General features: G+C 40.6%; 21 protein-coding genes and 1 pseudogene. 11 read left to right on the top strand and 11 right to left on the bottom strand.

Going from position 1 to position 25,654, the window contains the following annotated elements; all coding sequences use genetic code 11:
* Positions 1–24: 24 nt before the first annotated feature.
* Together rimI and CYAN7822_RS12115 are read right to left on the bottom strand one after the other, a co-directional pair.
* Positions 25–615, bottom strand: coding sequence for a ribosomal protein S18-alanine N-acetyltransferase (gene rimI, locus CYAN7822_RS12120; protein WP_013322564.1), 591 nt, complete (start codon positions 613–615; stop codon positions 25–27).
* A 65-nt stretch (positions 616–680) separates the two neighbouring features.
* Positions 681–2,273: a gamma-glutamyltransferase family protein gene (locus CYAN7822_RS12115; protein ID WP_013322563.1), complete on the bottom strand. Its 1,593-nt coding sequence runs from the start codon at positions 2,271–2,273 to the stop codon at positions 681–683.
* Between the two features lie 569 nt (positions 2,274–2,842).
* Between CYAN7822_RS12115 and CYAN7822_RS34545 the strand changes: the two genes are divergently transcribed.
* The 5 genes from CYAN7822_RS34545 (at position 2,843) to CYAN7822_RS12090 (ending at position 11,717) form a co-directional block, all read left to right on the top strand.
* On the top strand, positions 2,843–7,435 hold the full coding sequence (locus CYAN7822_RS34545; RefSeq protein WP_013322562.1) for a CARDB domain-containing protein: 4,593 nt from the start codon (positions 2,843–2,845) through the stop codon (positions 7,433–7,435).
* A gap of 222 nt (positions 7,436–7,657) precedes the next feature.
* Positions 7,658–8,152, top strand: coding sequence for a hypothetical protein (locus CYAN7822_RS12105; protein WP_041933224.1), 495 nt, complete (start codon positions 7,658–7,660; stop codon positions 8,150–8,152).
* A gap of 242 nt (positions 8,153–8,394) precedes the next feature.
* The gene (locus tag CYAN7822_RS12100; protein WP_013322560.1) at positions 8,395–8,763 is read left to right on the top strand and encodes a hypothetical protein; all 369 of its coding nucleotides are present in this window, start codon (positions 8,395–8,397) and stop codon (positions 8,761–8,763) included.
* 54 nt (positions 8,764–8,817) lie between these two features.
* Entirely contained in the window at positions 8,818–10,299 is a 1,482-nt protein-coding gene (gene glcD / locus CYAN7822_RS12095) for a glycolate oxidase subunit GlcD (protein ID WP_013322559.1), read from the top strand.
* An 11-nt stretch (positions 10,300–10,310) separates the two neighbouring features.
* A complete protein-coding gene (locus CYAN7822_RS12090) occupies positions 10,311–11,717 on the top strand; it encodes a YcjF family protein (RefSeq protein ID WP_013322558.1) in 1,407 nt (468 codons plus the stop codon).
* Between the two features lie 54 nt (positions 11,718–11,771).
* Here the strand turns inward: CYAN7822_RS12090 and CYAN7822_RS12085 are convergent, their stop codons facing one another.
* The 9 genes and pseudogenes from CYAN7822_RS12085 to CYAN7822_RS12045 all read right to left on the bottom strand — a co-directional run bounded on the left by CYAN7822_RS12085 (position 11,772) and on the right by CYAN7822_RS12045 (position 21,733).
* Entirely contained in the window at positions 11,772–12,479 is a 708-nt protein-coding gene (locus CYAN7822_RS12085) for a tetratricopeptide repeat protein (protein WP_013322557.1), read from the bottom strand.
* 399 nt (positions 12,480–12,878) lie between these two features.
* The gene (locus CYAN7822_RS12080; RefSeq protein WP_013322556.1) at positions 12,879–14,360 is read right to left on the bottom strand and encodes a diguanylate cyclase domain-containing protein; all 1,482 of its coding nucleotides are present in this window, start codon (positions 14,358–14,360) and stop codon (positions 12,879–12,881) included.
* A gap of 293 nt (positions 14,361–14,653) precedes the next feature.
* The gene (locus tag CYAN7822_RS12075; RefSeq protein WP_013322555.1) at positions 14,654–15,079 is read right to left on the bottom strand and encodes a YggT family protein; all 426 of its coding nucleotides are present in this window, start codon (positions 15,077–15,079) and stop codon (positions 14,654–14,656) included.
* Positions 15,080–15,269: 190 nt separating this feature from the next.
* Positions 15,270–16,250, bottom strand: a complete 981-nt coding sequence (locus tag CYAN7822_RS12070) for a 2-hydroxyacid dehydrogenase (RefSeq protein WP_013322554.1) — start codon at positions 16,248–16,250, stop codon at positions 15,270–15,272.
* A gap of 114 nt (positions 16,251–16,364) precedes the next feature.
* Positions 16,365–16,943, bottom strand: coding sequence for a TetR/AcrR family transcriptional regulator (locus tag CYAN7822_RS12065; RefSeq protein ID WP_013322553.1), 579 nt, complete (start codon positions 16,941–16,943; stop codon positions 16,365–16,367).
* 502 nt (positions 16,944–17,445) lie between these two features.
* A pseudogene (locus CYAN7822_RS12060) lies at positions 17,446–17,859 on the bottom strand (DJ-1/PfpI/YhbO family deglycase/protease); the annotation flags it as partial.
* Positions 17,860–18,000: 141 nt separating this feature from the next.
* A complete protein-coding gene (gene ltrA / locus CYAN7822_RS12055) occupies positions 18,001–19,821 on the bottom strand; it encodes a group II intron reverse transcriptase/maturase (protein WP_013322552.1) in 1,821 nt (606 codons plus the stop codon).
* A gap of 739 nt (positions 19,822–20,560) precedes the next feature.
* On the bottom strand, positions 20,561–20,752 hold the full coding sequence (locus tag CYAN7822_RS12050; protein ID WP_041933222.1) for a DJ-1/PfpI family protein: 192 nt from the start codon (positions 20,750–20,752) through the stop codon (positions 20,561–20,563).
* Positions 20,753–20,959: 207 nt separating this feature from the next.
* Positions 20,960–21,733, bottom strand: a complete 774-nt coding sequence (locus tag CYAN7822_RS12045) for an RNA polymerase sigma factor SigF (RefSeq protein ID WP_013322551.1) — start codon at positions 21,731–21,733, stop codon at positions 20,960–20,962.
* 352 nt (positions 21,734–22,085) lie between these two features.
* On the opposite strand from CYAN7822_RS12045, the gene CYAN7822_RS12040 reads away from it, so the two are divergent.
* The 6 genes from CYAN7822_RS12040 (at position 22,086) to CYAN7822_RS12015 (ending at position 25,551) form a co-directional block, all read left to right on the top strand.
* Entirely contained in the window at positions 22,086–22,814 is a 729-nt protein-coding gene (locus CYAN7822_RS12040) for a Bax inhibitor-1/YccA family protein (RefSeq protein WP_013322550.1), read from the top strand.
* 224 nt (positions 22,815–23,038) lie between these two features.
* Positions 23,039–23,215 (top strand): chlorophyll a/b-binding protein, encoded by a 177-nt coding sequence (locus tag CYAN7822_RS36770; RefSeq protein ID WP_041933221.1) that lies wholly within the window; start codon positions 23,039–23,041, stop codon positions 23,213–23,215.
* A 185-nt stretch (positions 23,216–23,400) separates the two neighbouring features.
* On the top strand, positions 23,401–23,688 hold the full coding sequence (locus tag CYAN7822_RS12030) for a hypothetical protein (RefSeq protein WP_013322548.1): 288 nt from the start codon (positions 23,401–23,403) through the stop codon (positions 23,686–23,688).
* Entirely contained in the window at positions 23,685–24,122 is a 438-nt protein-coding gene (locus CYAN7822_RS12025; RefSeq protein WP_013322547.1) for a heavy metal-responsive transcriptional regulator, read from the top strand. The genes CYAN7822_RS12030 and CYAN7822_RS12025 overlap by 4 nt, the downstream gene beginning before the upstream one ends.
* Entirely contained in the window at positions 24,119–25,261 is a 1,143-nt protein-coding gene (locus CYAN7822_RS12020; RefSeq protein ID WP_013322546.1) for a WD40 repeat domain-containing protein, read from the top strand. Before CYAN7822_RS12025 ends, CYAN7822_RS12020 begins: the two co-directional genes overlap by 4 nt.
* A 2-nt stretch (positions 25,262–25,263) precedes the next feature.
* On the top strand, positions 25,264–25,551 hold the full coding sequence (locus CYAN7822_RS12015) for a DUF3288 family protein (protein WP_013322545.1): 288 nt from the start codon (positions 25,264–25,266) through the stop codon (positions 25,549–25,551).
* Positions 25,552–25,654: the final 103 nt, after the last annotated feature.

Genomic DNA, 25,654 nt, shown 5'->3' with positions numbered 1-25,654 from the left:
ATAAATAAATTTATCATATAAATTCTAGCTGATTTGTCCAATTAAAGATTCTTCTACTACCGTTAAACTTAAACCTTGTTCTAACAATTGATTTTCGATTTGCTGTTGCCAACTTTCTAACTCTTGTTTAAAACTCGGATAATGTAAATCACCTCGCCACAACACTAAAGCATCTTCTCCCGTTTGTTGATAATAACCTTTGCGTCGTCCTGCCGTTTTAAAGCCAAACTTTTTATAAACAGATAAAGCCACCTGATTAGCTTCTCTCACTTCTAAAGTTGCTCGTTCCAATTTACGTTTCACCGCATTTTTTAGTAAGGCGTAAAGTAATAATTTGCCTAGTCCTCGTCCTTGGTACTCAGGATGAATCGCTAATAGCGTGATGTGAGCTTCTTCTAAAATAGCCCAAAAACACCCACAGCCAATAATTTGTTCTGGGTCTGTTGTGCTAGGATCTACAACAGATAGCACTAATAACTCACTGTTAGGGCTTTCTAGTTCTCGCCGATAGCCTTCTAATGTCCACAGTCCCCCCAAAGTGAGTTGATCGAGTTCAACAACTTGTGGCAGTTGAGTGGCTATTGCTGATTGTAACTTGAGTTTGACGAATGACATAGCTTTACGATTGTTTATAGAACAAAAATACTATAAATAAGCCGCTTCTGTCAAGTTTTTTTCAGTTACATCGCTAAAGCCAACCCATCAGCGCGAGGTTCACTAGCCGCTACTAATATCCCTTGGTGACGTAAAATCATTTGACCTTTACCAAACATAAATTCTGGCGCAATTTCTACCTGATGACCCCGTTGAGCCAATTCGGCTACTACTTCAGGGGGTACACCCCTCTCTAAAAGTACGTTATTCCCTTCTAAAAATCGCCATCTAGGGGCATCTAATGCTGTTTGAGGATTCATTTGATAATCAGTGAGATTAACGACCATTTGCAGGTGTCCTTGAGGTTGCATCGGTGCCCCCATTACCCCAAAAGGGCCTAAAGGTTCTCCCTCTTGGGTCAAAAAGGCAGGAATAATGGTGTGAAAAGGACGTTTAAAAGCCGTTATCCGGTTAGGATGTTCAGGTTCTAGAGTAAAGCCGGCGGCGCGGTTGTGTAAAGCAATTCCTGTCCCTGGAATAACAAGCCCACTGCCAAACCCTTCATAATTCGATTGAATAAACGACACCATTAAATCTTGATCAGCCGCACATAAATATACTGTACCTCCTTTAGGTAAACCCGAGGCAGCAAGGGGAATAGCACGCTCAGTAATTAATTGTCGACGTTCTCTAGCATAGGTTTTATCTAAAAGCTGATGGACTGTTAATTTCATGTGTTCTGGATCGGCCACATGACGATAGACATCAGCAAAAGATAACTTCATCGCTTCGATTTGCCGATGGAAACTTTCAACCGAATCTCGGGTATATTTTTTCATCTCAAACCCTTCTAAAATATCTAAAGCGATTAAGGCAGCAATTCCTTGACCATTAGGGGGTAGTTCCCAAACTTGCAAGTGACGATATTCAGTAGAGATAGGATCTATCCAGATGGGTTGATGGGATGCGAGATCTTCTCGACTTAAATAACCACCCGTTGCCTCGGCAAAAGAGGTGATCTCAGCGGCCAGTTTTCCTCGATAAAAACTTTCTCCTTCAGTGGCGGCTATTTCTCTTAAAGTTTTTCCCTGATCCGGATTGGCCCAGATTTCTCCGGTTTCGGGGGCGCGGTTATGGGGAAAAAATACTCGTTTAAAGGATTCAAATTCTGGACTGATCAAGGGTAAATAAATACTTTCGCTACGTTTCCAAGCTTGTGCGGTGATGGAGGAGACGGGAAACCCTTCTTCTGCATAACGAATCGCCGGGATAAATAATTCTTCAAAGGGTAGCTTTCCCCATCTTTTCGATAAACTAGACCATGCTGACACCGCACCCGGAACGGTTACGCTTAACCATCCTAATGTTGGCATCATATCTAGTTCTGCAAAAGCATCTAGCGGCAGGTTTTTAGGACTTTTCCCTGAAGCATTCAGTCCATGTAATTTCCCATCCCAAACCATAGCAAAAGCGTCAGATCCGAGCGCATTAGATGTAGGTTCCACGACAGTCAAGGCAATGGCACTAGCTATGGCGGCATCGATAGCATTTCCTCCTTTGCTAAACATTTCCATGCCAGCAAGGGTGGCTAAATGTTGACTGGTAGCGACAGCGCAACGTTTACCGAGAATCAGACGACGTTGGGAAGGATAAGGATAATAGTTGAGATCAAAGTTCATTAGGGATCAATTGATTTAGCTTCTGCCATTGTTTATGATAATCCATCCGATAGTTTTATTACTTTATTTATGTCCGGCTACTTAGGCAAGCTAGTTTGATTCTAGGGGAATTGCACAGAGGCAAAACGTAAGCAGTAGTTGGTTCAGACGAATAGAACTTAAGCTAACGTGCATTACTAATTACATCTGGTATAAAGATGTTACAGGCAACGTCTTTACAAAGAAATAACTTTTTGACAACTTCTAAAGAGATTATATGAATTACCGGGTAGATATATTTAAGTAATTTTTTTATTTAAGAGTTTTTATTTAAGTATAATTTATGAAAAATAGAAGAAAAAATAAAACTAAATTGATTGTTTTTTTGACAATTTTTTTTAGCCTCAAGTTTTTCAAGGAAATCACCTAAATTTATCTAATTTTCATTAAATAATCCAGGAATTTCTTCGATGACATTTATCCCACAAATTTTATAACCTAAAAACAGATTTTTGATGAATATTGAAACTCTATTAGCTGAATATCATAACAAGCATTTTTAGTTTTTTCTTTATAGGAGTATTGAACCAATGATCCTACAAGACAATCAGCTTCAGCCTTTTGATCAACAGAGTAATCTCTCATCTTCCAATGTTATAACCTCTGGGGGAGGAGATATCATCTCAAGCACTCCGTCATCGACATCAGGTTTGGCTTCAAATTCCCAGTTAAGTGCTGAGTCTATTAATCAACAGCTACAGAACGTATCACAAGCTTTAGCCGCTCAAGCTAGTGAGTATCCTTCAGCCGATTTAGTCATCAGTAGTGTCAGCGCACCCACTACTATTAATCCTGATAGTTATTTCAATGTCAACTATACCATTAACAACAAAGGTAATGCTACCGCCGCCGGCAGCTATACCCGTTTCTATTTGTCTAAAGACCAAACCTTAGATAGTGCTGATATTACTTTAGGTTATGACTACGTCAATTCATTAAGTAGTGGGGCTTCTTCTTCTGAGATCGGTTATTCTCTGTATTTGAGTAGTGCTAATAATCTCGCCGCCGGCACTTACTATCTGATCACTCAAGCTGATGGTTATTACAATTATGTGGCCGAAAGTGATGAAAACAATAACCTCTTGGTGTCTCAGGTCAGCGTTGCCGCACCTGCTAAACCGGATTTAACTATCAGTAGTGTGAGCGCACCCACTACCATTAATCCTGATAGTTATTTCAATGTCAACTATACCATTAACAACAAAGGTAATGCTACCGCCGCCGGCAGCTATACTCGTTTCTATTTGTCTAAAGACCAAACCTTAGATACTGCTGATATTACTTTAGGTTATGGCTACGTCAATTCATTAAGTAGTGGGGCTTCTTCTTCTGAGATCGGTTATTCTCTGTATTTAAGTAGTGCTAATAATCTCGCCGCCGGCACTTACTATCTGATCACTCAAGCTGATGGTTATTACAATTATGTGGCCGAAAGTGATGAAAACAATAACCTCTTGGTGTCTCAGGTCAGCGTTGCCGCACCTGCTAAACCGGATTTAACTATCAGTAGTGTGAGCGCACCCACTACCATTAATCCTGATAGTTATTTCAATGTCAACTATACCATTAACAACAAAGGTAATGCTACCGCCGCCGGCAGCTATACCCGTTTCTATTTGTCTAAAGACCAAACCTTAGATACTGCTGATATTACTTTAGGTTATGACTACGTCAATTCATTAAGTAGTGGGGCTTCTTCTTCTGAGATCGGTTATTCTCTGTATTTAAGTAGTGGCAATAATCTCGCCGCCGGCACTTACTATCTGATCACTCAAGCTGATGGTTATTACAATTATGTGGCCGAAAGTGATGAAAACAATAACCTCTTGGTGTCTCAGGTAAGCGTTGCCGCACCTGCTAAACCGGATTTAACTATCAGTAGTGTGAGCGCACCCACTACCATTAATCCTGATAGTTATTTCAATGTCAACTATACCATTAACAACAAAGGTAATGCTACCGCCGCCGGCAGCTATACCCGTTTCTATTTGTCTAAAGACCAAACCTTAGATACTGCTGATATTACTTTAGGTTATGACTACGTCAATTCATTAAGTAGTGGGGCTTCTTCTTCTGAGATCGGTTATTCTCTGTATTTAAGTAGTGGCAATAATCTCGCCGCCGGCACTTACTATCTGATCACTCAAGCTGATGGTTATTACAATTATGTGGCCGAAAGTGATGAAAACAATAACCTCTTGGTGTCTCAGGTAAGCGTTGCCGCACTTGCTAAACCGGATTTAACTATCAGTAGTGTGAGCGCACCCACTACCATTAATCCTGATAGTTATTTCAATGTCAACTATACCATTAACAACAAAGGTAATGCTACCGCCGCCGGCAGCTATACCCGTTTCTATTTGTCTAAAGACCAAACCTTAGATACTGCTGATATTACTTTAGGTTATGACTACGTCAATTCATTAAGTAGTGGGGCTTCTTCTTCTGAGATCGGTTATTCTCTGTATTTGAGTAGTGCTAATAATCTCGCTGCCGGCACTTACTATCTGATCACTCAAGCTGATGGTTATTACAATTATGTGGCCGAAAGTGATGAAAACAATAACCTCTTGGTGTCTCAGGTAAGCGTTGCCGCACCTGCTAAACCGGATTTAACTATCAGTAGTGTGAGCGCACCCACTACCATTAATCCTGATAGTTATTTCAATGTCAACTATACCATTAACAACAAAGGTAATGCTACCGCCGCCGGCAGCTATACCCGTTTCTATTTGTCTAAAGACCAAACCTTAGATACTGCTGATATTACTTTAGGTTATGACTACGTCAATTCATTAAGTAGTGGGGCTTCTTCTTCTGAGATCGGTTATTCTCTGTATTTGAGTAGTGCTAATAATCTCGCCGCCGGCACTTACTATCTGATCACTCAAGCTGATGGTTATTACAATTATGTGGCCGAAAGTGATGAAAACAATAACCTCTTGGTGTCTCAGGTCAGCGTTAGTGGATCTCCTAAACCGGATTTAACTATCAGTAGTGTGAGCGCACCGAGTACCATTAATCCTGATAGTTATTTCAATGTCAACTATACCATTAACAACAAAGGTAATGCTACCGCCGCCGGCAGCTATACCCGTTTCTATTTGTCTAAAGACCAAACCTTAGATACTGCTGATATTACTTTAGGTTATGACTACGTCAATTCATTAAGTAGTGGGGCTTCTTCTTCTGAGATCGGTTATTCTCTGTATTTGAGTAGTGCTAATAATCTCGCCGCCGGCACTTACTATCTGATCACTCAAGCTGATGGTTATTACAATTATGTGGCCGAAAGTGATGAAAACAATAACCTCTTGGTGTCTCAGGTCAGCGTTGCCGCACCTGCTAAACCGGATTTAACTATCAGTAGTGTGAGCGCATCCACTACCATTAATCCTGATAGTTATTTCAATGTCAACTATACCATTAACAACAAAGGTAATGCTACCGCCGCCGGCAGCTATACCCGTTTCTATTTGTCTAAAGACCAAACCTTAGATACTGCTGATATTACTTTAGGTTATGACTACGTCAATTCATTAAGTAGTGGGGCTTCTTCTTCTGAGATCGGTTATTCTCTGTATTTGAGTAGTGCTAATAATCTCGCCGCCGGCACTTACTATCTGATCACTCAAGCTGATGGTTATTACAATTATGTGGCCGAAAGTGATGAAAACAATAACCTCTTGGTGTCTCAGGTCAGCGTTGCCACAGCCAAACCGGATTTAACCATTAGTAGTCTGACCACACCGAGTACAATTTCTCTTGGTGGCTCCTTTAGTGTCAGCTATACCATTAATAACAAAGGTAGTGCGACCGCCGCCGGCAGTGATACCCGTTTCTATTTATCCAAAGACCAAACCTTAGATAGCAGCGATACCGCTTTAGGCTATGACTCTGTAGCTTCTTTGGCGGCTGGAAGTTCTTCTAATAAGGCTTACTCTTTGTCTGTTAGTAGTGGTTTAGCAATAGGAACTTACTATCTGATCACTCAAGCTGATGGCTATAGTTCTGTTACCGAAAATGACGAAACTAATAACATCTTTGTACAAGCCATTACAGTATCTAATTCTTCTAGTGATTGGTATAGCCAAAATCTCAAAGATGCTGGAGTGATTGAATTAACTCGTTCTTTAGCGGCTGACGGGAATTTGAGCCGTAATGATATGATCAATATCTTCCGCAATACCAAAGATGGAAGCGTGATAGATGCTAATGAATTAACTGACTTAAGAACAATACTCAACAATTCCAGCCGCTTTACCCTACAAGATTATGTGCTTAATCTTTCCAATAAAATTGCCAATGGAAATGTCGCCAACGTTAATGCTGGATTTGGTAACTTATCTGCTGGCAGCAGTGATACTCAAATGGAAAATTTAATTGGGAAGTGGTTTTTAGGGAATAGTCGCCCAAGTTTAACCAGTTCTTCTTATAGTTACAAGGCTGCTAGTGGTTCTTTATTCCAAAATGGCGTTAGTGCCGATGATATTAAGCAAGGCGCTTTGGGAGATTGTTATTATTTAGCCACTTTATCTTCGATCGCCCAAGAAAAGCCTTCCTACATCCAAAATATGTTCACCGACAATGGCGATAATACTTTCACCGTTCGCTTTTACAACAATGGAGTAGCCGATTTTGTGACGGTAGATAATTATTTACCCACTAATTCTAGTGGAAATTTAGTCTATGCTAATTCCGGCAGTAGTGCGACTAATTCCGCTAATGAATTATGGGTCGCCTTCGCAGAAAAAGCTTATGCTCAATTAGCTGAAGAAGGTTGGACCCGTTCAAGTAGCACCAATTCCTATGGTGCTATAGAAGGCGGCTGGATGGATGCTGTCATCAAACAAGTTACAGGACTAAGTACCACTTCTCAATCCGTTAGCAGCATGAGTAAGACTCAACTAATTAATCTCGTTAACTCCAATCAAATACTCACGGCTGGATTTGTTTCTGGAGCCAATTATGGGGTAGTTAACTCTCATGCTTATACTATCACCTCCTACGATTCAACCAATCAAACCTTCCACTTACGCAATCCTTGGGGTTATTATCATGCGGATGTGACTTGGGAGCAACTGCTGAGTCTGAACGCTAGAATTCAATACTCTAATACCTAGTTCAGAACGGTTTCCGTCTCCTGGCTTAATATTTCTTAATAATGGCTGATTTGAAAAGACTTTTCTCTTCTTATTCGATTTATCTTATAAAATATAGAAGATGGAAAGTCTTTCTTTTTTCGGCAATTTCTCTTTTCAATTATGCCTTTTGATCTAGCAACCACCAAGGATCAAAAGAGCGGCCTTAAAGCAAGGATTTGCCTATTGCCTCTGACTAGATTTATGCTAAAACAAACCCTAGTAGTTTTTTGTGCCTTAATTGTCTCAGGTTTTGGTTTTTCTGTATGGATAGCTAAAAGTCAACCTCTTTCTGAAACGAGGCTTTCTCAAATGTCTAACTCAGGTCAAATTGCGGTAAAAAGTGTCAAGCTAATCTCTAGAGAGGAAGAACTTCCTCCTTTAGGAGTTCCACAAGACCCTAATCGAGATATCGGATTTGCGACTGTCTTTGTGCAACTGGAAAATCTCAAAGAAGAAAAAGCAACTTTGTTGATTAAAAGTATAGAAATTCTGAATGTCTCTGATGGAAAACCCATAAACTTTAGTTACCCGTCAAAAGAAATACATTTAAATCCTTTAGAAAATGCGGAAATAGCTATTCAATTGACCAATAAAACTGGATATAGTGGACAACATCTAGTCAAAGCTAAGATTGTTTATCAACTCAGCAATCAGATTTACACCCTTGAATCTAATCCTACCGAAGTGAGTCGGTAACCTTTTGATAGCCTTTGTCTGTTGTTGTGCAATTTCAACGGCTGATTAGCAATTCCGTGCTGTTAGAAACAGTATAGTTTTTAAAATTTAACTCAGTGAGCGAGTGGCGAAGTCAATCGCCATTTTTTATTAGCCATCAGTTGATTTAGCTTCTGCAATCATTATTATCGAAGGATCAACCATCGTTCAACCAATTCAGCTATCATGGTTTTAACTATAACCACCCCATCGGAGTTGCACAGATGCAAGACTTAAGCGGCTGTTGGTTAGGGACTTATTGGCAAGAAGAGATCCCCACTCGTTTTGAATTAACCTTGGTACAGGGGGGCAATACAATCACGGGTAATATCTTGGATGATAGTCATTTAGGAGAAGCCTCTCTAGTAGGAGAAGTCATCGGGCGTAAAATTAGGTTTATCAAACAATATTTGCTCGCTTCTCGTCATAAAGTTCATTATATGGGAACCATCTCTGTCGATCAGAATTTTATGCAGGGACAATGGCAAATTGAGTGGCTATCGGGGACTTGGGAGGCTCATCGTCAAGAGGATCACCTAACCCTCAATTTAGAAACTCGTCGTCAACAAGTGCTAGATAAGGTACCTAATTGACATCCCGACATTTTAGTTAAAATGATAAACAGCCCGATTAACCTACCATAACCCATGTTGCTCAAAAACATCCTCAATCGCCCTCAAAATAAATGGCAACCCCTTATTAAACAATTTGAAACTATTGTCGGTAAAGATGGCGTAGTTCAACGCAAGGATGAATTATTGACTTACGAGTGTGATGGGATCACCGGTTACCGTCAGCGCCCGGCTGTAGTCGTTTTGCCTCGCACCACCGAACAAGTAGCCGCAGTGGTAAAAATTTGTCATGAGCAAAATATTCCTTGGGTGGCCCGAGGGGCAGGTACCGGCTTATCCGGAGGTGCCCTACCTTTAGAAGATGGGGTTCTCATTGTGACCGCCCGCATGAAACAAATTTTAAAGATAGATTTAGAAAATCAACAAGTGGTGGTACAACCCGGCGTGATCAATAATTGGGTAACTCAAGCAGTTAGCGGCGCAGGTTTTTATTATGCCCCAGATCCTTCTAGTCAAATTATCTGTTCCATTGGGGGTAACATTGCAGAAAACTCCGGCGGTGTCCACTGTCTTAAGTATGGGGTGACGACTAATCATGTTTTAGGATTAAAATTAGTCATTCCTGACGGGTCGATTATCGATGTCGGGGGAGTGGTACCAGAAATGCCAGGTTATGATTTAAGAGGCGTATTTGTGGGTTCAGAAGGAACATTAGGCATCGCTACAGAAATTACTTTACGCATCCTCAAAACCCCTGAATCGATATGTGTGTTGTTGGCAGATTTTACCACAGTGGAGGCAGCCGGGCAAACGGTAGCCGATATTATCGCAGCCGGGATTATTCCTGCGGGAATGGAAATCATGGATAATTTGAGTATTAATGCTGTCGAGGATGTGGTAGCAACCGGCTGTTACCCGAGAGATGCAGAAGCGGTTTTATTAGTAGAATTGGATGGGTTACAGGTAGAAGTAACGGAAAATAAGCGGCGAGTGGCTCAAATCTGTAAAAATAATGGAGCAAGAGAGGTTACCACCGCCAATGACCCAGAAACCCGCCTCAAGTTTTGGAAAGGAAGAAAAGCCGCCTTTGCCGCAGCCGGTCACATGAGTCCTAATTATTTTGTGCAAGATGGGGTCATTCCGCGCACTCAATTAGCCAAAGTTCTCCAAGAAATCAACCAATTGAGTCAAAAATACGGCTATCCCATTGCTAATGTTTTTCATGCCGGAGACGGAAATCTTCATCCTTTGATTTTGTATGATAATAAAGTAGAAGGAGCCTGGGAAGAAGTTGAAGCATTAGGCGGCGAAATTCTTAAGCTCTGTGTGCGTTATGGTGGCAGTCTATCCGGAGAACATGGTATTGGTATTGATAAAAATTGTTATATGCCTGAAATGTTTAATGAGATAGATTTAGAAACGATGGGTTATGTGCGAGACTGTTTTAATCCTAAAGGATTAGCGAATCCTGGTAAATTGTTTCCCACTCCTCGCACCTGTGGAGAAGCGGCTAATGCTAAAAAACAAGACAACATTGAAGGAGCAGATTTGTTTTAATTGAAAGAGAAATGACACAAGAAAATGATGCTCAAACTCCCCAAGAACTAACGGACGAGAAAATATCTAAGCCGGATAATACTTCTTGGCAAGCTCGCTTTATTAGTGCTTGGAACGACGCGACAAAACGTCTCAAAAAAGTTAGTCCTGCACCTGAAGTGACTAAACCCCATAATCCCTCTTGGCAAGACCGTTTAGGAAGTAGCTGGAATCAGACTACAGAACGAATCAGGCAAGTTTTACCGCTAGAACAAGTCGCCCTTCAGTTAGTTCAATGGTTTAGTGTTAATGAGGAGCAAGTCGCTACAATTTTAGAAACCGTTCGCCGTCAATTGCCCACCACAGAAGCCATTTTAATTGGTAAACCTCAAGCCGGAAAAAGTTCAATTATTCGAGGATTAACGGGAGTTTCTGCGGAAATTGTTGGGCAAGGTTTTCGCCCCCATACTCAACATACACAACGTTATTCTTATCCTTCAACTGACCTACCTTTACTGATTTTTACTGATACGGTAGGGTTAGGAGATATTAATCAAGATACTCAAGCGGTTATTGGGGAATTAGTGGGGGATTTGCAAAAACAAGTAGGCCGCGCTAGAGTGTTAATTCTAACCGTTAAAATTAACGATTTTGCAACCGAAACGTTACGGCAAATTGCTCAACAGTTACGCAAGCAATACCCGAATATTCCCTGTTTACTGGCAGTGACTTGTCTGCATGAAGTTTATCCCCCAGAGGCGGCGGATCATCCGGTTTATCCTCCCCAGTTTGAGGAAGTTAATCGCACTTTTGCCGCTATTAAAGAGGATTTTTCCCAACTGTGTGATCGATCTGTGTTGATTGATTTTACTTTAGAAGAAGATGGTTTTACACCCGTATTTTATGGGTTAGAAGCGTTTAGAGATAATATCGCTGAATTGCTCCCTGAAGCTGAAGCTAAGACGATTTATCAGTTATTAGATAATGTGGCTGGTGAACGGTTGGGGAATTTATACCGAGATGTGGGACGGCGTTATATGTTATCTTTTTCCATTATGGCAGCTACTCTAGCCGCAGTGCCGCTTCCTTTTTCCACGATGCCGGTATTAACCGCTTTGCAAGTGTCGATGGTGGGATTATTGGGCAAGTTATACGGACAGACGATCACCCCTTCTCAAGCCGGTGGTATAGTCAGTACCATTGCCGGGGGATTTTTTGCTCAGGCGGTAGGACGGGAGTTGGTTAAGTTTATTCCGGGTTTGGGTAGTGTGATTGCGGCTTCTTGGGCGGCGGCTTATACTTGGGCTTTAGGGGAGAGTGCTTGTGTGTATTTTGGGGATTTAATGGGGGGTAAAAAACCTGACCCTCAGAAAATTCAGTCGGTGATGCGGGAGTCGTTTAAGGCGGCGCAGGAGAGGTTTAAAAAAAAGGAATTGTAACAGCAGAAAACAGCACAATTATCACTGATCACTGTTGACTGTCAACTGCCATAACTATCCTGTTGCCGAATAATTAATTAACTGATTTAACCACTCTTGTACCTTCTGTCTGTAAGCCCTATATTTATCCGTCAACGGTAAGGCAGACAAAGCGCGGTGATAATCGGCGATGGCACAATTCCAGTCTCCCCGCAGATAATAAGTATAACCCCTTTCTGCATAAATTCTTCCTTGTAACCGATGGCTAATCGTTAAGGTTAAATCAAAATTTTCTAAGGCTAAATCATATAATCCTAATTCCCTTAGTGTTATTCCTTGATTAAGCCAGGCTTTCATATTAGCCGGATTTAAGTCTATCGCTGTTTCATAATCGGTTAAAGCCTCAGCCCAATTCCCTTGAGCCATATAACAATTCGCTCGGTTATTATAGGCTTGGTCTAATTTTTTATTTAATTCAATCGCTTGATTATAATCTTTAATTGCTTGAAAAAATTGTCCTTGCCAAAAATACATTAAGCCACGATTATTATAATCAATCGCACTTTCCGGATGACTTTCAATTAATTGATCCAATAGCGCGATCGCTCCTGAATAGTCTCCTTCTTGAGCCTTCTGTTTCACCGAAATCCGCAGTTTTTCTTCAGACTCAACCACCACGAGACGAATGTTTTCCTCCCTTAACCGATAAAATAGGCTGATTTCAATCGATAACGGATGATTTTCAGCATTATTGTTCATTTTTTCATCTTGGCTTTCCCTCATTTTACCCTACTCCCTGTGCTTTGCTTTTCTATGGCTTGTATATGTCAATTCTGTGACGGTTTTTTAGATTACAGATTGCTCAAGGCTTTCTAGGAGAACACTACACCTCATCCCTGAGCCATTCCTGATCATTTTTTAATTTGTTACAAAATTTTAATTGATGACTTGTGGAACTCCCTAGAAATTTAATGCTGCCAAACTTGAGAACCTGTCAAGTTCAAAAAAACAATAGATGTCCATTGCTAATCTTTATTCTTATTGTACATAAATGAGGTGATTTTTGTCTATACCTACCCTCAATACTTCTTAATATCATAACGATTGATTCAGATAAATGAAATCAATTTAGAATTACATAATTTTGCGGAAAAGATTGCTAGAAGAGGTCAACAAGTGGGCTTAAGATTCACTTTGGATAATGCGATTCCGTCCTTGGGCTTTCGCTTGTTGTAGGGCTTGATCGGCAAGATCAATTAAAAATTTTGGCTCTCTATCCAGAGAAGGAATTTGGGTGGCAATCCCTATACTGAGGGTGACATATTCACTGACAGCAGAATTGTCATGAGGAATTTGTCGCTGTTTAAGGGCAGAATGGATCTTATGAGCAACTGTTAAAGCCCCTTGCTCATCGGTATCCGGCAAAATGATGGCAAATTCTTCTCCCCCATAGCGAGCCGCTACATCAGATGCTCGTTCACAAGCCAGTTTAATCACGTTTGCCACTTGTTTGAGACAGTCATCTCCTCCTAAATGGCCATAAAAGGTATTATAATTTTTAAAGAAGTCTACATCACACATAATTAAAGACATACAAACAGGTATTTTTTGAAAATTCTCTTGGGCGGCTAAACGTTCCCACTCTCTTCTTAGCACGAGATCAAATTGACGACGGTTAGCGATGCCGGTTAATCCATCTAACATGGCTTGATTTTGTACTGTTTGATAGAGTTCCGATTGTTGAATAGCGATCGCCAAGGAATTGCCCAATTGAGTTAAAAATTCGATCTCCCAATTTTGCCACTCTCGATTACCACTATAGTCTTGGGCTAAAAGTTGTCCCCATAAACTAGCTTCTCCTTCAGGTTGATTTTGCCAGATGGGAACCGTTAAAACCGAATTAATTAGAGAGTTCAGTATTTGATCAATTTCTTGGTTTTGTTCTGGGGTTAAACTGTAATGATATAAATTTGTCTCTAGTAAGTGGGAAACCCTGGCTAAAAGAGGGACTGGCTTTTCCTGTTGTGGGGCTAAAGATTCCGCTACAATTCTTGCTGGTGATCCATCTCGACAGCAATAGATCATCACTCGATCAGTATTGAGAAAGTAGCGAACTTCACTTACCGTTGTTTTTAAAATATCTCGTAATTCAAGGGATTTACGAATGCGTTCAATCATACGTCCCATCAATTGCTCTCGTTCTATCTGTTTTTGCAGTTCCTCTTTTTGTCGTTGCAGTTGGAGTTTTTGCTGCTTTAATTGTTCTTCAATTTGTTGACGTTCAATGGCATATCCGATGGCACGACACAGCAATTCACTGTCAAATTGCCCCTTATAAAGATAATCCTGTGCCCCTTGGCGAACCGCTTCCACAGCAATATTTTTATCTTGAATGTTACTCAATACGACGATGGGAGTAGTGGAGGCTTGTTGTTTGATTTGATTAATCGAGCTAAGGTCTTGATTATCTGGCAAGCGGATATCCAATAAGATAATATCATAGTTATTCTGTTGGAGAGATTGAATTCCATGCTTTAAATAACTGTGGTGAGTTAAAATTACAGGAATCTCCAGCACTGACTCAATCATATCCTTAATTAACTCAGCTTCGTAGGAATTATCTTCGATTAAAAGTATATGGAGACTAGGGTTGTAAATAGGCACGATTTTAACGTAATCAACTAGAATTTTTGAGAACGTTATTTTAATAATAACTTAAGAATTTGGTTAAGGAATTTTAATTAAAACGTCAAGGAAAAAGCTGGCAAAATTTGTCTTTAATGAGAACCCGAGTTTTTCTGTTTATTATACAATAAACTTGATTCAAATAAAAGAGTTAATTAGATAAAAATATTAACTTTTTTCTTTAATTAATCGATGTTCTGAACTTTTTACCTAACCCTATATTTTTAAAAAGCCTCCCGCATATAGGGAAGCTTGACACCCATTATTTTCCGTCAGCGTCTGAGTAGTCCCACCAACCAAATTAACATCATTCCCAGCATCCAATAAACCACAATACCCACTACCAACCCTCCATCAAATAAATTATTTCCATTTCCAGGATTGAAGAGATTGGCAAAGGGCGCGGCTAAGGGGTTAGATAACCCAAATACAATACTAGCAAATAAATTTTGCGGATTCGCTTGTGCCAAGTGCAACACAAAACGGAATCCTAACATCACTTCTACCGTCACGACCACAAAGTAAATAGCATTGATGATCTTATCGATGATCAGATCAAATCGCAATTGTGCTTGACGGCGTTGTTCCCGGGTTAGTCTTAATTGTTCTTCTTTGAGTTCCAGTGTTTTAGAAGATACTAAATATTCACCCGTCGAGGGGGTTTCGTGAGCGTTCTGTTTGTGATTGGGATGATTCATGATAGTCTCCTTTACATCGTTAAGCTTTTTTTCCTAGCTATTTATGCTCAACAGTCCGCTCTTTGGGTGTATTAAAACTCTCTATTTCTATTGTGAATGCTTTTCTTATTACCAATGCCAAAAAAATTCTTAAAAACTTTGTTGAAGCTTAATCCCTAAAGACTATTTTTAACAATTTTTCTGAGGTGTCTCAACTATAAATCTCAGGATTGACACAATAAGGCAAGGGTTGGTTTAATAGTCCGGCCAGTAAATTATTAGCCGCCATCGTGGCCATTTTTAAGCGTGTTTGATAACTGGCACTGCCTATATGCGGCGTAATAATCAAGTTTTTCAGACTCAGTAAAGGACTATCGAGGGGTATGGGTTCTGGTTCAGTGACATCTAGGGCAGCCCCGGCAATCTGACCACTTTTTAAAGTTTGATATAATGCCTGTGGGTCAACAATGGCTCCTCTGGCTGTGTTGATTAAAATGGCTGATCGCTTCATGAGGGCAAATTGTGCATAACTGATTAAATGATGGGTTTCTTTTGATAAGGCTGTGTGAAGGGTTATAATATCTGATTCTTGCAATAAGCGATTAAACTCTACATATTCCACACCTAATGCCGCTTCTATCTCTTTTGAGCGACGATGGCGACTGGAATAAATGACCCGCAGATTAAATCCTGATGCACGACGAGCAACTGCTTCTCCGATACGTCCTAACCCGACTATGCCTAAAGTCGCGCCGGATAAATCTGTGCCTAATAGTAATGTCGGTTCCCAAGTCTGCCAAGAGCCGGCTCTGACGTATTGCTCAGACTCGATAATTCGTCTGGCGGCACACATTAATAAAGCCCAGGTTAGGTCGGCGGTGGCATCGGTTAATACGCCTGGGGTGTTTCCTACCGGAATTTTTCTGTTAGTAGCGGCTTTGATGTCGATATTATCGTAACCGACAGCCATTTGACTAATAACTTTTAGCGATTTTCCTGTGTTAATAAGTTGCTCGTCAATACGGTCCGTTAATAAGCACAGTAAGCCATCGATTTGTTGGACTTTTTCTAACAAGATTTCGTAAGCTGGGGGTTGACGTTCTGGCCATATTTCTATTTCTGCATGGGAGAGTAAAGGATTAAGTCCTCTTTCGGGAAGCTGACGAGTAACAAATATTTTAGGGAGTGACATAATTTTCAAGTTTTGTTAGGACAAAAAGCGGGAGAATATCGGTTTTTTATCAAGGGTTTATGGGAGCATAAGACAGTATCAAAGCCCATAACGCACCTTGTTTACTGCCTTTTTTTATTCCTTCAGCAGTAACTCAATTAAACTATTCACTAAACGCTCTTCAGACATGGGCATAATTTCTTTGCCATAAAACATTTCTTGTGTCAGGATATAATGAATCAGCGAACCGACAAAAATTCGGGCTGTGGCTTCTGCATCTACAATCTTTAGTTCTGGGTTTTCTGTTAAATACTCAGTCAAGATTTTAATTGAAGGTTGAGCGATATTGCTCAAGAAAATATGAGCTAAATCGGGACGTTTTTCTGACTCGGAAACCACTAGCCGCATAAAACATATATGGTCTTTATCTTGGGCTTCTTCCAGTAACCGATAGGCTAATTCTTTTAAGACTTTTTTCGGTTCTCCTTTTAACGGTTTAGACCAAACTAAACGGAATTTTTCACCGGCCATCCGTTTCACTAGGGCCGTAAAGAGTCCATCTTTATCTAAAAAATGACTGTAAAGGGTTTGTTTCGATACTCCTGCGGCTTGGGCTACTCGGTCCATACTGGTAGCGGCATAACCATTTTTGAGAAATTCGGGTAATGCTCTTTGTAATATTTGTTCCGCTTTTTCTTCTAAACGAGTCGTCACGGCTTTTTCTCCTGACTCTATCTGTATTCTCTATATATTCCTATATTCCCTATTTTAAGTTTGACTAAACTAAACTGTACAGTCTAGTTTTATTTTTGCACTGGCTGTATTCAAATATCATAAATAATGATTTTTGTCAAAAAAAGTTTTTTTGTCTTAACACAACTTCACTAAAAAAAGGATTTCCTATTTGGGTTTCTGGTTCGATTTTGAGGGGGGGTTAGGGGAAAGTGTTTTTAAAAAGCTTATTAGATAAGGATTTTGCTCTATGGGTTAAGTAGGTTTTGGACAAAAGAATATAATAAGCGCTATTATGAAATTCTAGCAAATCCCCAGAAAGACGCAACCTCGTAGGCAAATAGGAATTTTTCTCAATTAATTGTAAACTTTTGTAAAGTTTGAAGTTTTGTTACGTTTGAATTTTAAAAGAGTTATGAGGAGTAATATAAGTTTTTTTTAGATAAAAAATAGCATAAGGCGGGCAGTGCCCACCCGAGAAAGACTAGATAGCAGCCAATTCTAAATGCTCAATTTTAGTCCCCAAAACTTGGAGAAACAGAGCTAACCACTGGGGATGAGCGGGCCAAGCCGGAGCCGTGACTAAATTGCCATCGACGATCGCCTCATCAACAGCAATATCAGCATATTCCCCGCCAGCAAGGCCGACTTCAGGACTACAAGCCGGATAAGCCGAACAGCGTTTACCCTTAATGACATCAGCCGCCGCCAACAACTGGGCCCCATGACAGATAGCCGCAATAGGCTTATTAGCCTGAGCAAAATGTCGAACCAGATCAATTACGGTAGGATTTAAACGGAGATATTCAGGGGCGCGACCACCCGGAATCACCAAAGCATCATAATCGGCGGCACGAAGCTCATCAAAAGTAGCATTAAGGGTGAAATTGTGACCCGGTTTTTCGCTGTAGTTAAACTAAGCCGATAAGTCGCCTTATCGACTCGTCTTCAAAACGGAACGTGAGACTTTCACCTCATTCCGCTCCTCAATTAATTGGTACTTGTCACGTACACTGCACACCAACATATCTTTTATCCATTAGTAATTCTCTGCTAATGTAGATTGTGGTTTAGGCTTGGCACTATTACAGCCAGATTTTATGCCAATACTGCCCTCTAGGACAGATTTTTCATCATGGCAATGACGATGGAGCAGTTGTAGATTTTCATATTCATCTCTACCTCCAGAGGATTTAGGGATGATGTGGTCAACTTCTAATTTATCCCCTTCAGAAAAGAACAGTCCGCAATGGTTACACTTCCCTTTTTGTTCTTTGAGTAATTTTGTGATTCTCTTCGGCATTAAGGGATTTTCACCTTTTCTTATACTCCAATAGATTAATTTCCCATTGTAAGGACTGGCATTCCCTTCCACTTTTTTATGTTTTTTATGGTGGATTTCTGAGTGTTTTAAAAGTTGGAATTCGGGTTTTCCGTTTTTTAATGTACAGAAGTTCCATTTTCCAACTTTCTTATTATGCCAGTATTTTTCCATTATCTCTTTGACCCCTTGTTTGGGATGCCTACTTTTTGCCCAACTTGATAACTTTTTAAATAGAAGATAGTCTAGGAAGGATTTTTCTTCACTACTTACTACTGTACTGTAGTAGTTTGACCACCCTCTTATTACTGGGTTAAGTTTAGCTATTAAGCTAGTCTGTGGGGCGGCTTTGTAGGTATCTATGATGTCACGAAGCTTTTTGTAGTGTTCTAGGACTTTTTCTTTTTGTGGTTTGATTGTTAGAGTGTAGCCTAAATGTTTTCCATTTGTGCTTTTCATATCTCTATGTTGACCACATTTATGGTGTCTTATATTAAACCCTAAAAAATTGAATCCGACGTTTCCTTGATATTTTTCCAAGGTATGAGTGATTCTGGTCTTTTCAGGTTTTAATGTGAGTCCGAGTTCACTTAACCATGTTTCTATTATTTCCTTGCCCTTTTCCACTACAGCTAGGCTTTCGTGGATTAGGACAAAATCGTCTGCGTATCGGATTAAGGCGATAGATTTCCTTCTATCCCTTTTGTTATTTACCGAGAATTCCCTTTTGAGTTCTTTGGGATTTTCCGCAAATGATTTGATAATTTCTTCCATTCCGTGAAGCGCAATGTTGGCTAATAGTGGACTCACCACTCCTCCTTGTGGTGTGCCTTCTTCGGTTGGAAAGAGTTTTCCTTCATCCATCACTCCCGCTTTTAGCCAAGCTCTGATTTGTCTTCGCATGGTGGGAAAGGTGTTTAATTTTTGAAGGAGTTTTTCATGGTTAATCTTATCGAAGCACTTAGTAATATCTGCATCTAGTACATATTTGGCTTTACCGCGTAGATGTAAATAAATTGCTTCGATAGCATCGTGACATCCGCGTCCTGGTCTAAATCCATACGAATTTGTTTCAAAATACGCTTCCCATTCGGGTTCTAAAGCGATTTTTACTAGAGCCTGTAATGCCCTATCGGACATGCAAGGAATACCTAGAGGTCGCTTTTCATTCCTTTTGGCTTTGGGTATCCAAACTCTTCGTGTAGCTTTTGCTTTGTTTGTTAGTCGTAATTTCTTCACAAGTTCTAGGCGTTTTGACGGGGATAAGGATTTTATTCCATCTATACCTGCTGTCTTTTTGCCTTGATTATCCTGTGTTACTTTTCTAACAGCTAACGTTTTTGCTGACCAGGAGCGTAAAAGGGTTTTTTGGAGTCGTCGAACTGTTCTAACATCGCCACGACTAGCAGCTTGGAAAATGCGCTTTTGGAGTTTATAGACGCGCCGTTCCACTTGTTTCCAGGGAATTTGATTCCACTGGAGTTTTGGTCTGGGTTGTCCACATCCCACAGTATTCTGTTGTGAATCTGTTTTAGGCATATTTGCTCCTAATTGTCCCTTTTCCTGCCAATTAATCGTGAGTCTGTAGGCATATCCTTACCATTACAGTAAGGCGTTAGCTTCTGACTCAATCCTGCTTCCCAGAGTGCCTAGATTTCTCTAGATGATGCGCCTTAGCTGACTACTCTGAGTATTCGACCTCTCAGAGAGCAAGGAGGGAAGTTAATTCGTTCCGTATAACCATTTGTTTGAATCGTTAGGAGGCTTCTTTATCAACGGGGATTTAAGATGTGTATAGGTTAACCAAACCGTTTAACCTAATCTTTTTAGGTGTATTTCTCATCCGATCTTTTTATGAGAACTATCCCTTGTTCTTTTTGAACGCAGCGTATCAGACCTCTTTCGCTACTAAGGAGGTTTTCGTTGACCTTAATCGAAGCTTCACTTGCGTTCTCCATAGATTCGTGCTAGTCGGGATTATCCATGAGGGCTAGAACTTACCGCCGTTCATCCCCGCTTCAAGGATTGATGGCTAGTCGCTACCTTGGGGGAAGTGCTTTCACTCGATACACGCGAGGGTTGGACTTGATGTTCGTTTGATACTTATCTCACCAACATGGTTATACAGTTTTCCAGGTTCGGTTATTTCTAATTAGATGTTCGGTAATCCGTTTCATCTTTTCGTTACATACCTTAGCAATCAATTTTGCTAAGTTTTTCCCTTTACCTAGAAGGCTAATCCTTCAAACCTATATCCTATAAGGATTACGTCTGATTTCTAGCCAACGAATCGCACAGTTTGGTCTCCTTCAAAATCATGAACAGCAGTGCGAACCTTGTCTCCTGCTTTCTTATTGGGACAGACAGCATGAACAGTATGACCCACCATTTGCAACGCTTGAAAAGGAACCATTACTTCGTAGTCTTCCACAAAGTCACCCACAAGCATGAGAATTCGTTTTCCACTCATTAGTTAACCTCAACTCCTGCATGACTGTTTGATTTCTAGAATAGTTTATTTAGGGAACAGGGAGAATAAAGGGGGAAAGGCAACTAATGACGCTCTGACCAATGACTAATGACTAAAATAAAATCCGCCTTGAAGGCGGACTGTAGGAGTTTTTGTGAACGAGGTAAGGGGAAACTGGCTTCTTTGAGATTGAAGGGTCAAGAAATTTTAAGCGGCTTGAGGTCGCAAAAGAGCGATCAATTGTTCAAGACCTTTTTGGAGGTGTCGAGTGACGGTCATGGGACTAATACCAATTTGTTTAGCGGCTTCTTTGCGGGGTAAATCCCATAAAAATACACATTCAATGGCGGCTTTGGTCTTATCTTCTAACTGACTCATGGCTCTTTGTAATTGTAGCCGGTCTTCTTGCATTCTTTGTTGACCTTGAGATTTAGGGTCAGGCAGAGTATCGCCAAAAGTAATTACACCATCATGAACCTGATTAATGGTGGCATCTAAACTGACTAATAAGCGATTTTGTAAGGCTAACTGACATTCGTTCCACTCTTGATAGGATACACCTAAAGCTTGAGCAATTTCTGATTCTTTGGGCTGACGGCCTAGGGTTTGAGCCAATTGTTTCCGCAACTTTTTGCCTTTAGTATAGAGATCTTGCCAACGACGAGGAATTCTCATGACACTGCCTCGGTCTCGTAAATAGTGTAAAATCTCTCCTCTAACATAAGGTATGGCAAAAGAACTAAAGGCACATCCTTGTTGAGGATTAAAGCGTTCTATCGCCCGAATTAAGCCTAAATAGCCAACCTGTTCTAAATCTTCGTAGGGTTCACAACATTGGCGACTAATTCGATGGGCAACTTGCCGTACTAGCCCTGCATTTAATTCTACTAATTGATTACGCAGTTTTAAACTAGGATTGCGCGAGTAAGCAATCAGCACTTCCATTATTTGAATACCTAGCGAGGGAGATTGAGTAGTCATGGTTTCTTCTGTTGTCAAGCAGCGAATGATGGAATAAAGAAGCTCAGTGGGTCTATCTATCTTTCTATTTTCCGTATCAGCAATATTTCGTACTAGCGTTATTCCACCGAACTTTTTAAAACTTTTTGTGTTAGCCTCCGAGCAAGTACCTACATTCGGGCAAACTCTTGTTGCTTGATAGTAATGTTATATTTACTGAGTTTTTCAGCCGGCTTGCTCTGTAAAATACTGAGAGGTCAGATTCGCTGATATTTGCTCAAATGCGTTATAACTTCAAGTAGAGCGATCACGCTTAAGATCTTAAACCGACTCGTAAAATATAAATATAGCCTTAACAAATCGCAATACACCCATGAGTAGTACGAGCAATTTTCGTCAAGCCATTCAAGACCTTAAAGGTCAGTCCTTAATCGGACCCAATGTCATTGCTAATGCCCTTCCCTATTTGGGCGGTGGACTGATTTTAACCGCCGTAGGAACCTATGGAGGACTTGGAGTCATTAGGTCCCACCCTGAGCTATTCATGCCCACTTTTTTCGCCGCTATTGTGGCAGAACTGGTTCTGTTTTTTGTCGCTCAGAATGTGGCCGAAAAAGGCAACAATAGCACTGCACTACCCCTATTAGCCCTGTACAGTCTCCTGTCAGGATATACCCTAAGCGGCTTAGTTTATGTAGCCCTAGGCACTTCTGGGGTGGGTATCCAAGGCATTGCTATTGCCGCTTTAGGTTGTGGAATTACCTTTGTTGTAGCCCGTAGCATTGGTTCTAATCTTTCTGACCAAGATGGGTTAGCCTTAACCAAGACCGTTAGTCTCGGGATTATTGCCTTATTCGTGGTAGTCTTGGTTCAATTTGTCTTTGCCTTATTTGGGGGTGGTACTCCTACTTGGTTAGAAATCGGGATTTCTGGGGTAGGTGTTTTTCTGTTTGCCGGCGCGGCAGTAGTAGATTTTTATATCTTACCCCGTAGCTATCGTGATGATCAGTATCTGCCGGCGGCACTATCGATGTACTTAACCTACATCAACCTATTTATTTTTATCCTCCGTCTGCTGATTGCTCTTAACAGTCGTGACTAATGAGTTAACAGTCAACTGTTAAAAGTGGTAAGTGGTTAACTTCTATTTGCCCTTACCCTTTCCTCCTTACCCTTACCCTTTCCCCTTACCCTTTCCCCCTTACCCTTTCCCCCTTACCCGACTTTTTCTTGCTCATTCCCCACTCCCTATTGACAAATCACCTCCCTCGCTACAATAAATAGTAAAGAAATGTAAATTTTATCAGTAAGGATACTCAACCCATGATGAGCGAAACTCAACAGCAACCTAGCCAAACCCCTAAATTAGAAGAACCGAAATTTGGCTTTAATGAATATGCAGAACGCTTAAATGGTCGAGCGGCTATGATTGGCTTTGTTCTGACCTTAGTCATTGAATATGTCACTGGGCAAGGATTATTATCTTGGCTAGGTTTGCAATAGATGTGACAAATCCCCACGCACTCTGAATGCGGGGGATAAGAGTATATTAAAGGGCTAATGGGTAACTCAGGTTAAAGCACAATAATCCTAAATATCCGAGAACCTACTGAGAAACGTGCCATTTTCAGCTAAGTAAGATAAGCTGAAATTAGAAAGTGATATTACTTAATACTAGAGCTAAGTTAATGAATATTTTATTGCCTCGATTTTTAAAAACTGCTTACCGCAAAGAACCGATTTCCGCCTTTATTTTAATTGTTGGAGCAGTGGATACTGTGATTGGCGGCGTGGGTGAACGTTGGACTCTGTTATCTCTGGGAATATCCATTGTTTTGTTAGCGACAATTTTACGCTGGTGGAAAACCCAACAAACTAAAACCGTTTTTTCAGAAGAAACCCCTAGATATTATTTGCCGCCGAGTTCTTCAAAGAGGCCATTACCCATGTTAATTAATGACAAACAGCGCCGATGAGTTCTGATGATGTAGTGACTTTATCTCGGCTAAAAATTGGTGAGGTAGCCAGTGAAACCGGCATACCAATCAAAACTATTCGTTACTATGATGATTTAGGTTTACTCGCCCCTTCAGTCAGTCGTTCTCATAAAGGATATCGTTTGTTTGATGAGACGGTATTTAATCGCTTAGCCTTTATCAAACGCGCTCAATCTTTGGGACTTAATCTGAGTGAAATTCAAGAAATTTTGACCGTACATGACCAGGGAGATCTCCCCTGCGGCGTAGTCAAAGAACGATTATTACAAAAGCTTAATGCTATTGAGGAACAAATAAAAGCATTAACTATACTGAAAATAGAGCTACAAGGCATTCTCTGTGGTTGGCAAGAAATGCCTAAACCCGATGAAATTGACCGCACAATCTGTCCGAATATTCAGATAAATGTATGAAAAAAGGGGGAAAAGGAGCTAAAAATAGGCTCGCATTGGGAGCGGCTATAGGCATTGTGATACTCAATGGTAGTATCCTATTAGCTAAGGCTCAAATACCCCCTTTGCCCAAAAAAACGCTACCCGATAGTCAACCCATTACTCCACCAAAGGAAGAAACTTCTCCACAGATAGAATCTTTTCCCAGTCCTGAACAGTGGCGTTTAGCTCGATTAGTACGTACTCTCAAAGGACAACAGTCCACCCCTGAATCGCTCATTTTTACCCCCGATGGTCAACATTTGATCACAGGAGGCAGTTTTACAGACCCTCAGCTTAGGGTTTGGTCATTCAAGAGCGGCCAAAAACTCTCTGACATTAAAGCGCAACGCACCGGCGTACAAGCATTAGCGATTAATCCCAGTGGCACCATATTAATTAGCGGCGGTCAAGATGGGGGGATTAATATGTGGGACTGGAGAAGCGGCAAATATTTAGGCATCTGGTTAGAACACCAAGGTCAAGTGATGGCTTTGAGAGTGACTCCCGATGGGGAAATTTTAGTGAGCGGGGGTTTAGATGGGATTAGAATTTGGACATTAAATCCTCGTCGGCCTCTGTATCGATTAACCGGTTTAGGCCATCCGGTTTATGCGTTAGCTATCAGTCCAGATGGCGTGATTTTAGCCAGTGGTTCGCTTGATGGAGAAGTCAAATTTTGGAATATTAAAGAGGGAAAATTACTCTCAACTTTTTATCCCCATCAAGCAACAATTACGGGTTTAGTTTTTACCCCCGATGGAAAAAAGTTAATTACCAGTAGTCAGGATAAAACCATTAAAGTGTGGGATTTAGCAACAGGACAACTCATCTATACACTGGCCGGACATACAGGAAGAATTCGCGCTATAGCGCTTAATCCTGATGGTAAAATTCTCGCCAGTGGGGGGAATGATGGGATTCGGATCTGGAATATTGAAACCGGAGAACAATATAATCAAATTATTGAAAACTATGATTGGGTACAGTCTCTTGCTTTTAGTCCAGATGGGCAATTTTTAGCGAGTGGTAGTTTTGATTTTCAAGTGAAAATTTGGCAATGTTTTCCTACGCCAATTTTACAAGGACCTTCCCGAGTCGATCAATTATTTAATCAGTAAATATGAGTGAACTTCAAGAGCAAAAACATCCTCAAGAAAAAAAAGACCGAGATACTGTGAATCTTCTTCTCAGTGGAGAAGCGACTGAGGAAAATTTGCTAGAATTAGCTCGATTAAAAATTCGTTATGGCAACTTTCCAGGAGCAAGAGATATTCAAAAAGATTTAGAATTATTATTGATGAAATGGCACTTGACAGAAGAAGAACTTTATGCTAAAAGTCGTCAAATTTACGCCACCAATCAAGCTTATCAACCTCGCCTCGATAATCAGGAAGAAGATTGGAGTTAACAGATAACAAAAGGCAAAAGGTAAGAGGTTTATAAACATAAAACAGCCCTGTGTTATTTAAACCTCGCCCTTGAAGGGCGGGGTCTTCATTAAGGGGGGTTGG

This window comes from Gloeothece verrucosa PCC 7822, assembly GCF_000147335.1.
GTDB classification, from domain to species: Bacteria; Cyanobacteriota; Cyanobacteriia; order Cyanobacteriales; family Microcystaceae; genus Gloeothece; species Gloeothece verrucosa.
Note: the sequence above shows the minus strand (reverse complement) of the source record. Positions and strands in the feature narration are given on the sequence as shown.

Excerpts from the sequence above, each read along its gene's own strand:
- rimI (WP_013322564.1), bottom strand. The coding sequence starts at position 615 with ATGTCATTCGTCAAACTCAAGTTACAATCAGCAATAGCCACTCAACTG.
- CYAN7822_RS12115 (WP_013322563.1), bottom strand. The coding sequence starts at position 2,273 with ATGAACTTTGATCTCAACTATTATCCTTATCCTTCCCAACGTCGTCTG.
- CYAN7822_RS34545 (WP_013322562.1), top strand. The coding sequence starts at position 2,843 with ATGATCCTACAAGACAATCAGCTTCAGCCTTTTGATCAACAGAGTAAT.
- CYAN7822_RS12105 (WP_041933224.1), top strand. The coding sequence starts at position 7,658 with ATGCTAAAACAAACCCTAGTAGTTTTTTGTGCCTTAATTGTCTCAGGT.
- CYAN7822_RS12100 (WP_013322560.1), top strand. The coding sequence starts at position 8,395 with ATGCAAGACTTAAGCGGCTGTTGGTTAGGGACTTATTGGCAAGAAGAG.
- glcD (WP_013322559.1), top strand. The coding sequence starts at position 8,818 with ATGTTGCTCAAAAACATCCTCAATCGCCCTCAAAATAAATGGCAACCC.
- CYAN7822_RS12090 (WP_013322558.1), top strand. The coding sequence starts at position 10,311 with ATGACACAAGAAAATGATGCTCAAACTCCCCAAGAACTAACGGACGAG.
- CYAN7822_RS12085 (WP_013322557.1), bottom strand. The coding sequence starts at position 12,479 with ATGAGGGAAAGCCAAGATGAAAAAATGAACAATAATGCTGAAAATCAT.
- CYAN7822_RS12075 (WP_013322555.1), bottom strand. The coding sequence starts at position 15,079 with ATGAATCATCCCAATCACAAACAGAACGCTCACGAAACCCCCTCGACG.
- CYAN7822_RS12070 (WP_013322554.1), bottom strand. The coding sequence starts at position 16,250 with ATGTCACTCCCTAAAATATTTGTTACTCGTCAGCTTCCCGAAAGAGGA.
- ltrA (WP_013322552.1), bottom strand. The coding sequence starts at position 19,821 with ATGCCTAAAACAGATTCACAACAGAATACTGTGGGATGTGGACAACCC.
- CYAN7822_RS12050 (WP_041933222.1), bottom strand. The coding sequence starts at position 20,752 with ATGAGTGGAAAACGAATTCTCATGCTTGTGGGTGACTTTGTGGAAGAC.
- CYAN7822_RS12045 (WP_013322551.1), bottom strand. The coding sequence starts at position 21,733 with ATGACTACTCAATCTCCCTCGCTAGGTATTCAAATAATGGAAGTGCTG.
- CYAN7822_RS12040 (WP_013322550.1), top strand. The coding sequence starts at position 22,086 with ATGAGTAGTACGAGCAATTTTCGTCAAGCCATTCAAGACCTTAAAGGT.
- CYAN7822_RS36770 (WP_041933221.1), top strand. The coding sequence starts at position 23,039 with ATGAGCGAAACTCAACAGCAACCTAGCCAAACCCCTAAATTAGAAGAA.
- CYAN7822_RS12030 (WP_013322548.1), top strand. The coding sequence starts at position 23,401 with ATGAATATTTTATTGCCTCGATTTTTAAAAACTGCTTACCGCAAAGAA.
- CYAN7822_RS12025 (WP_013322547.1), top strand. The coding sequence starts at position 23,685 with ATGAGTTCTGATGATGTAGTGACTTTATCTCGGCTAAAAATTGGTGAG.
- CYAN7822_RS12020 (WP_013322546.1), top strand. The coding sequence starts at position 24,119 with ATGAAAAAAGGGGGAAAAGGAGCTAAAAATAGGCTCGCATTGGGAGCG.
- CYAN7822_RS12015 (WP_013322545.1), top strand. The coding sequence starts at position 25,264 with ATGAGTGAACTTCAAGAGCAAAAACATCCTCAAGAAAAAAAAGACCGA.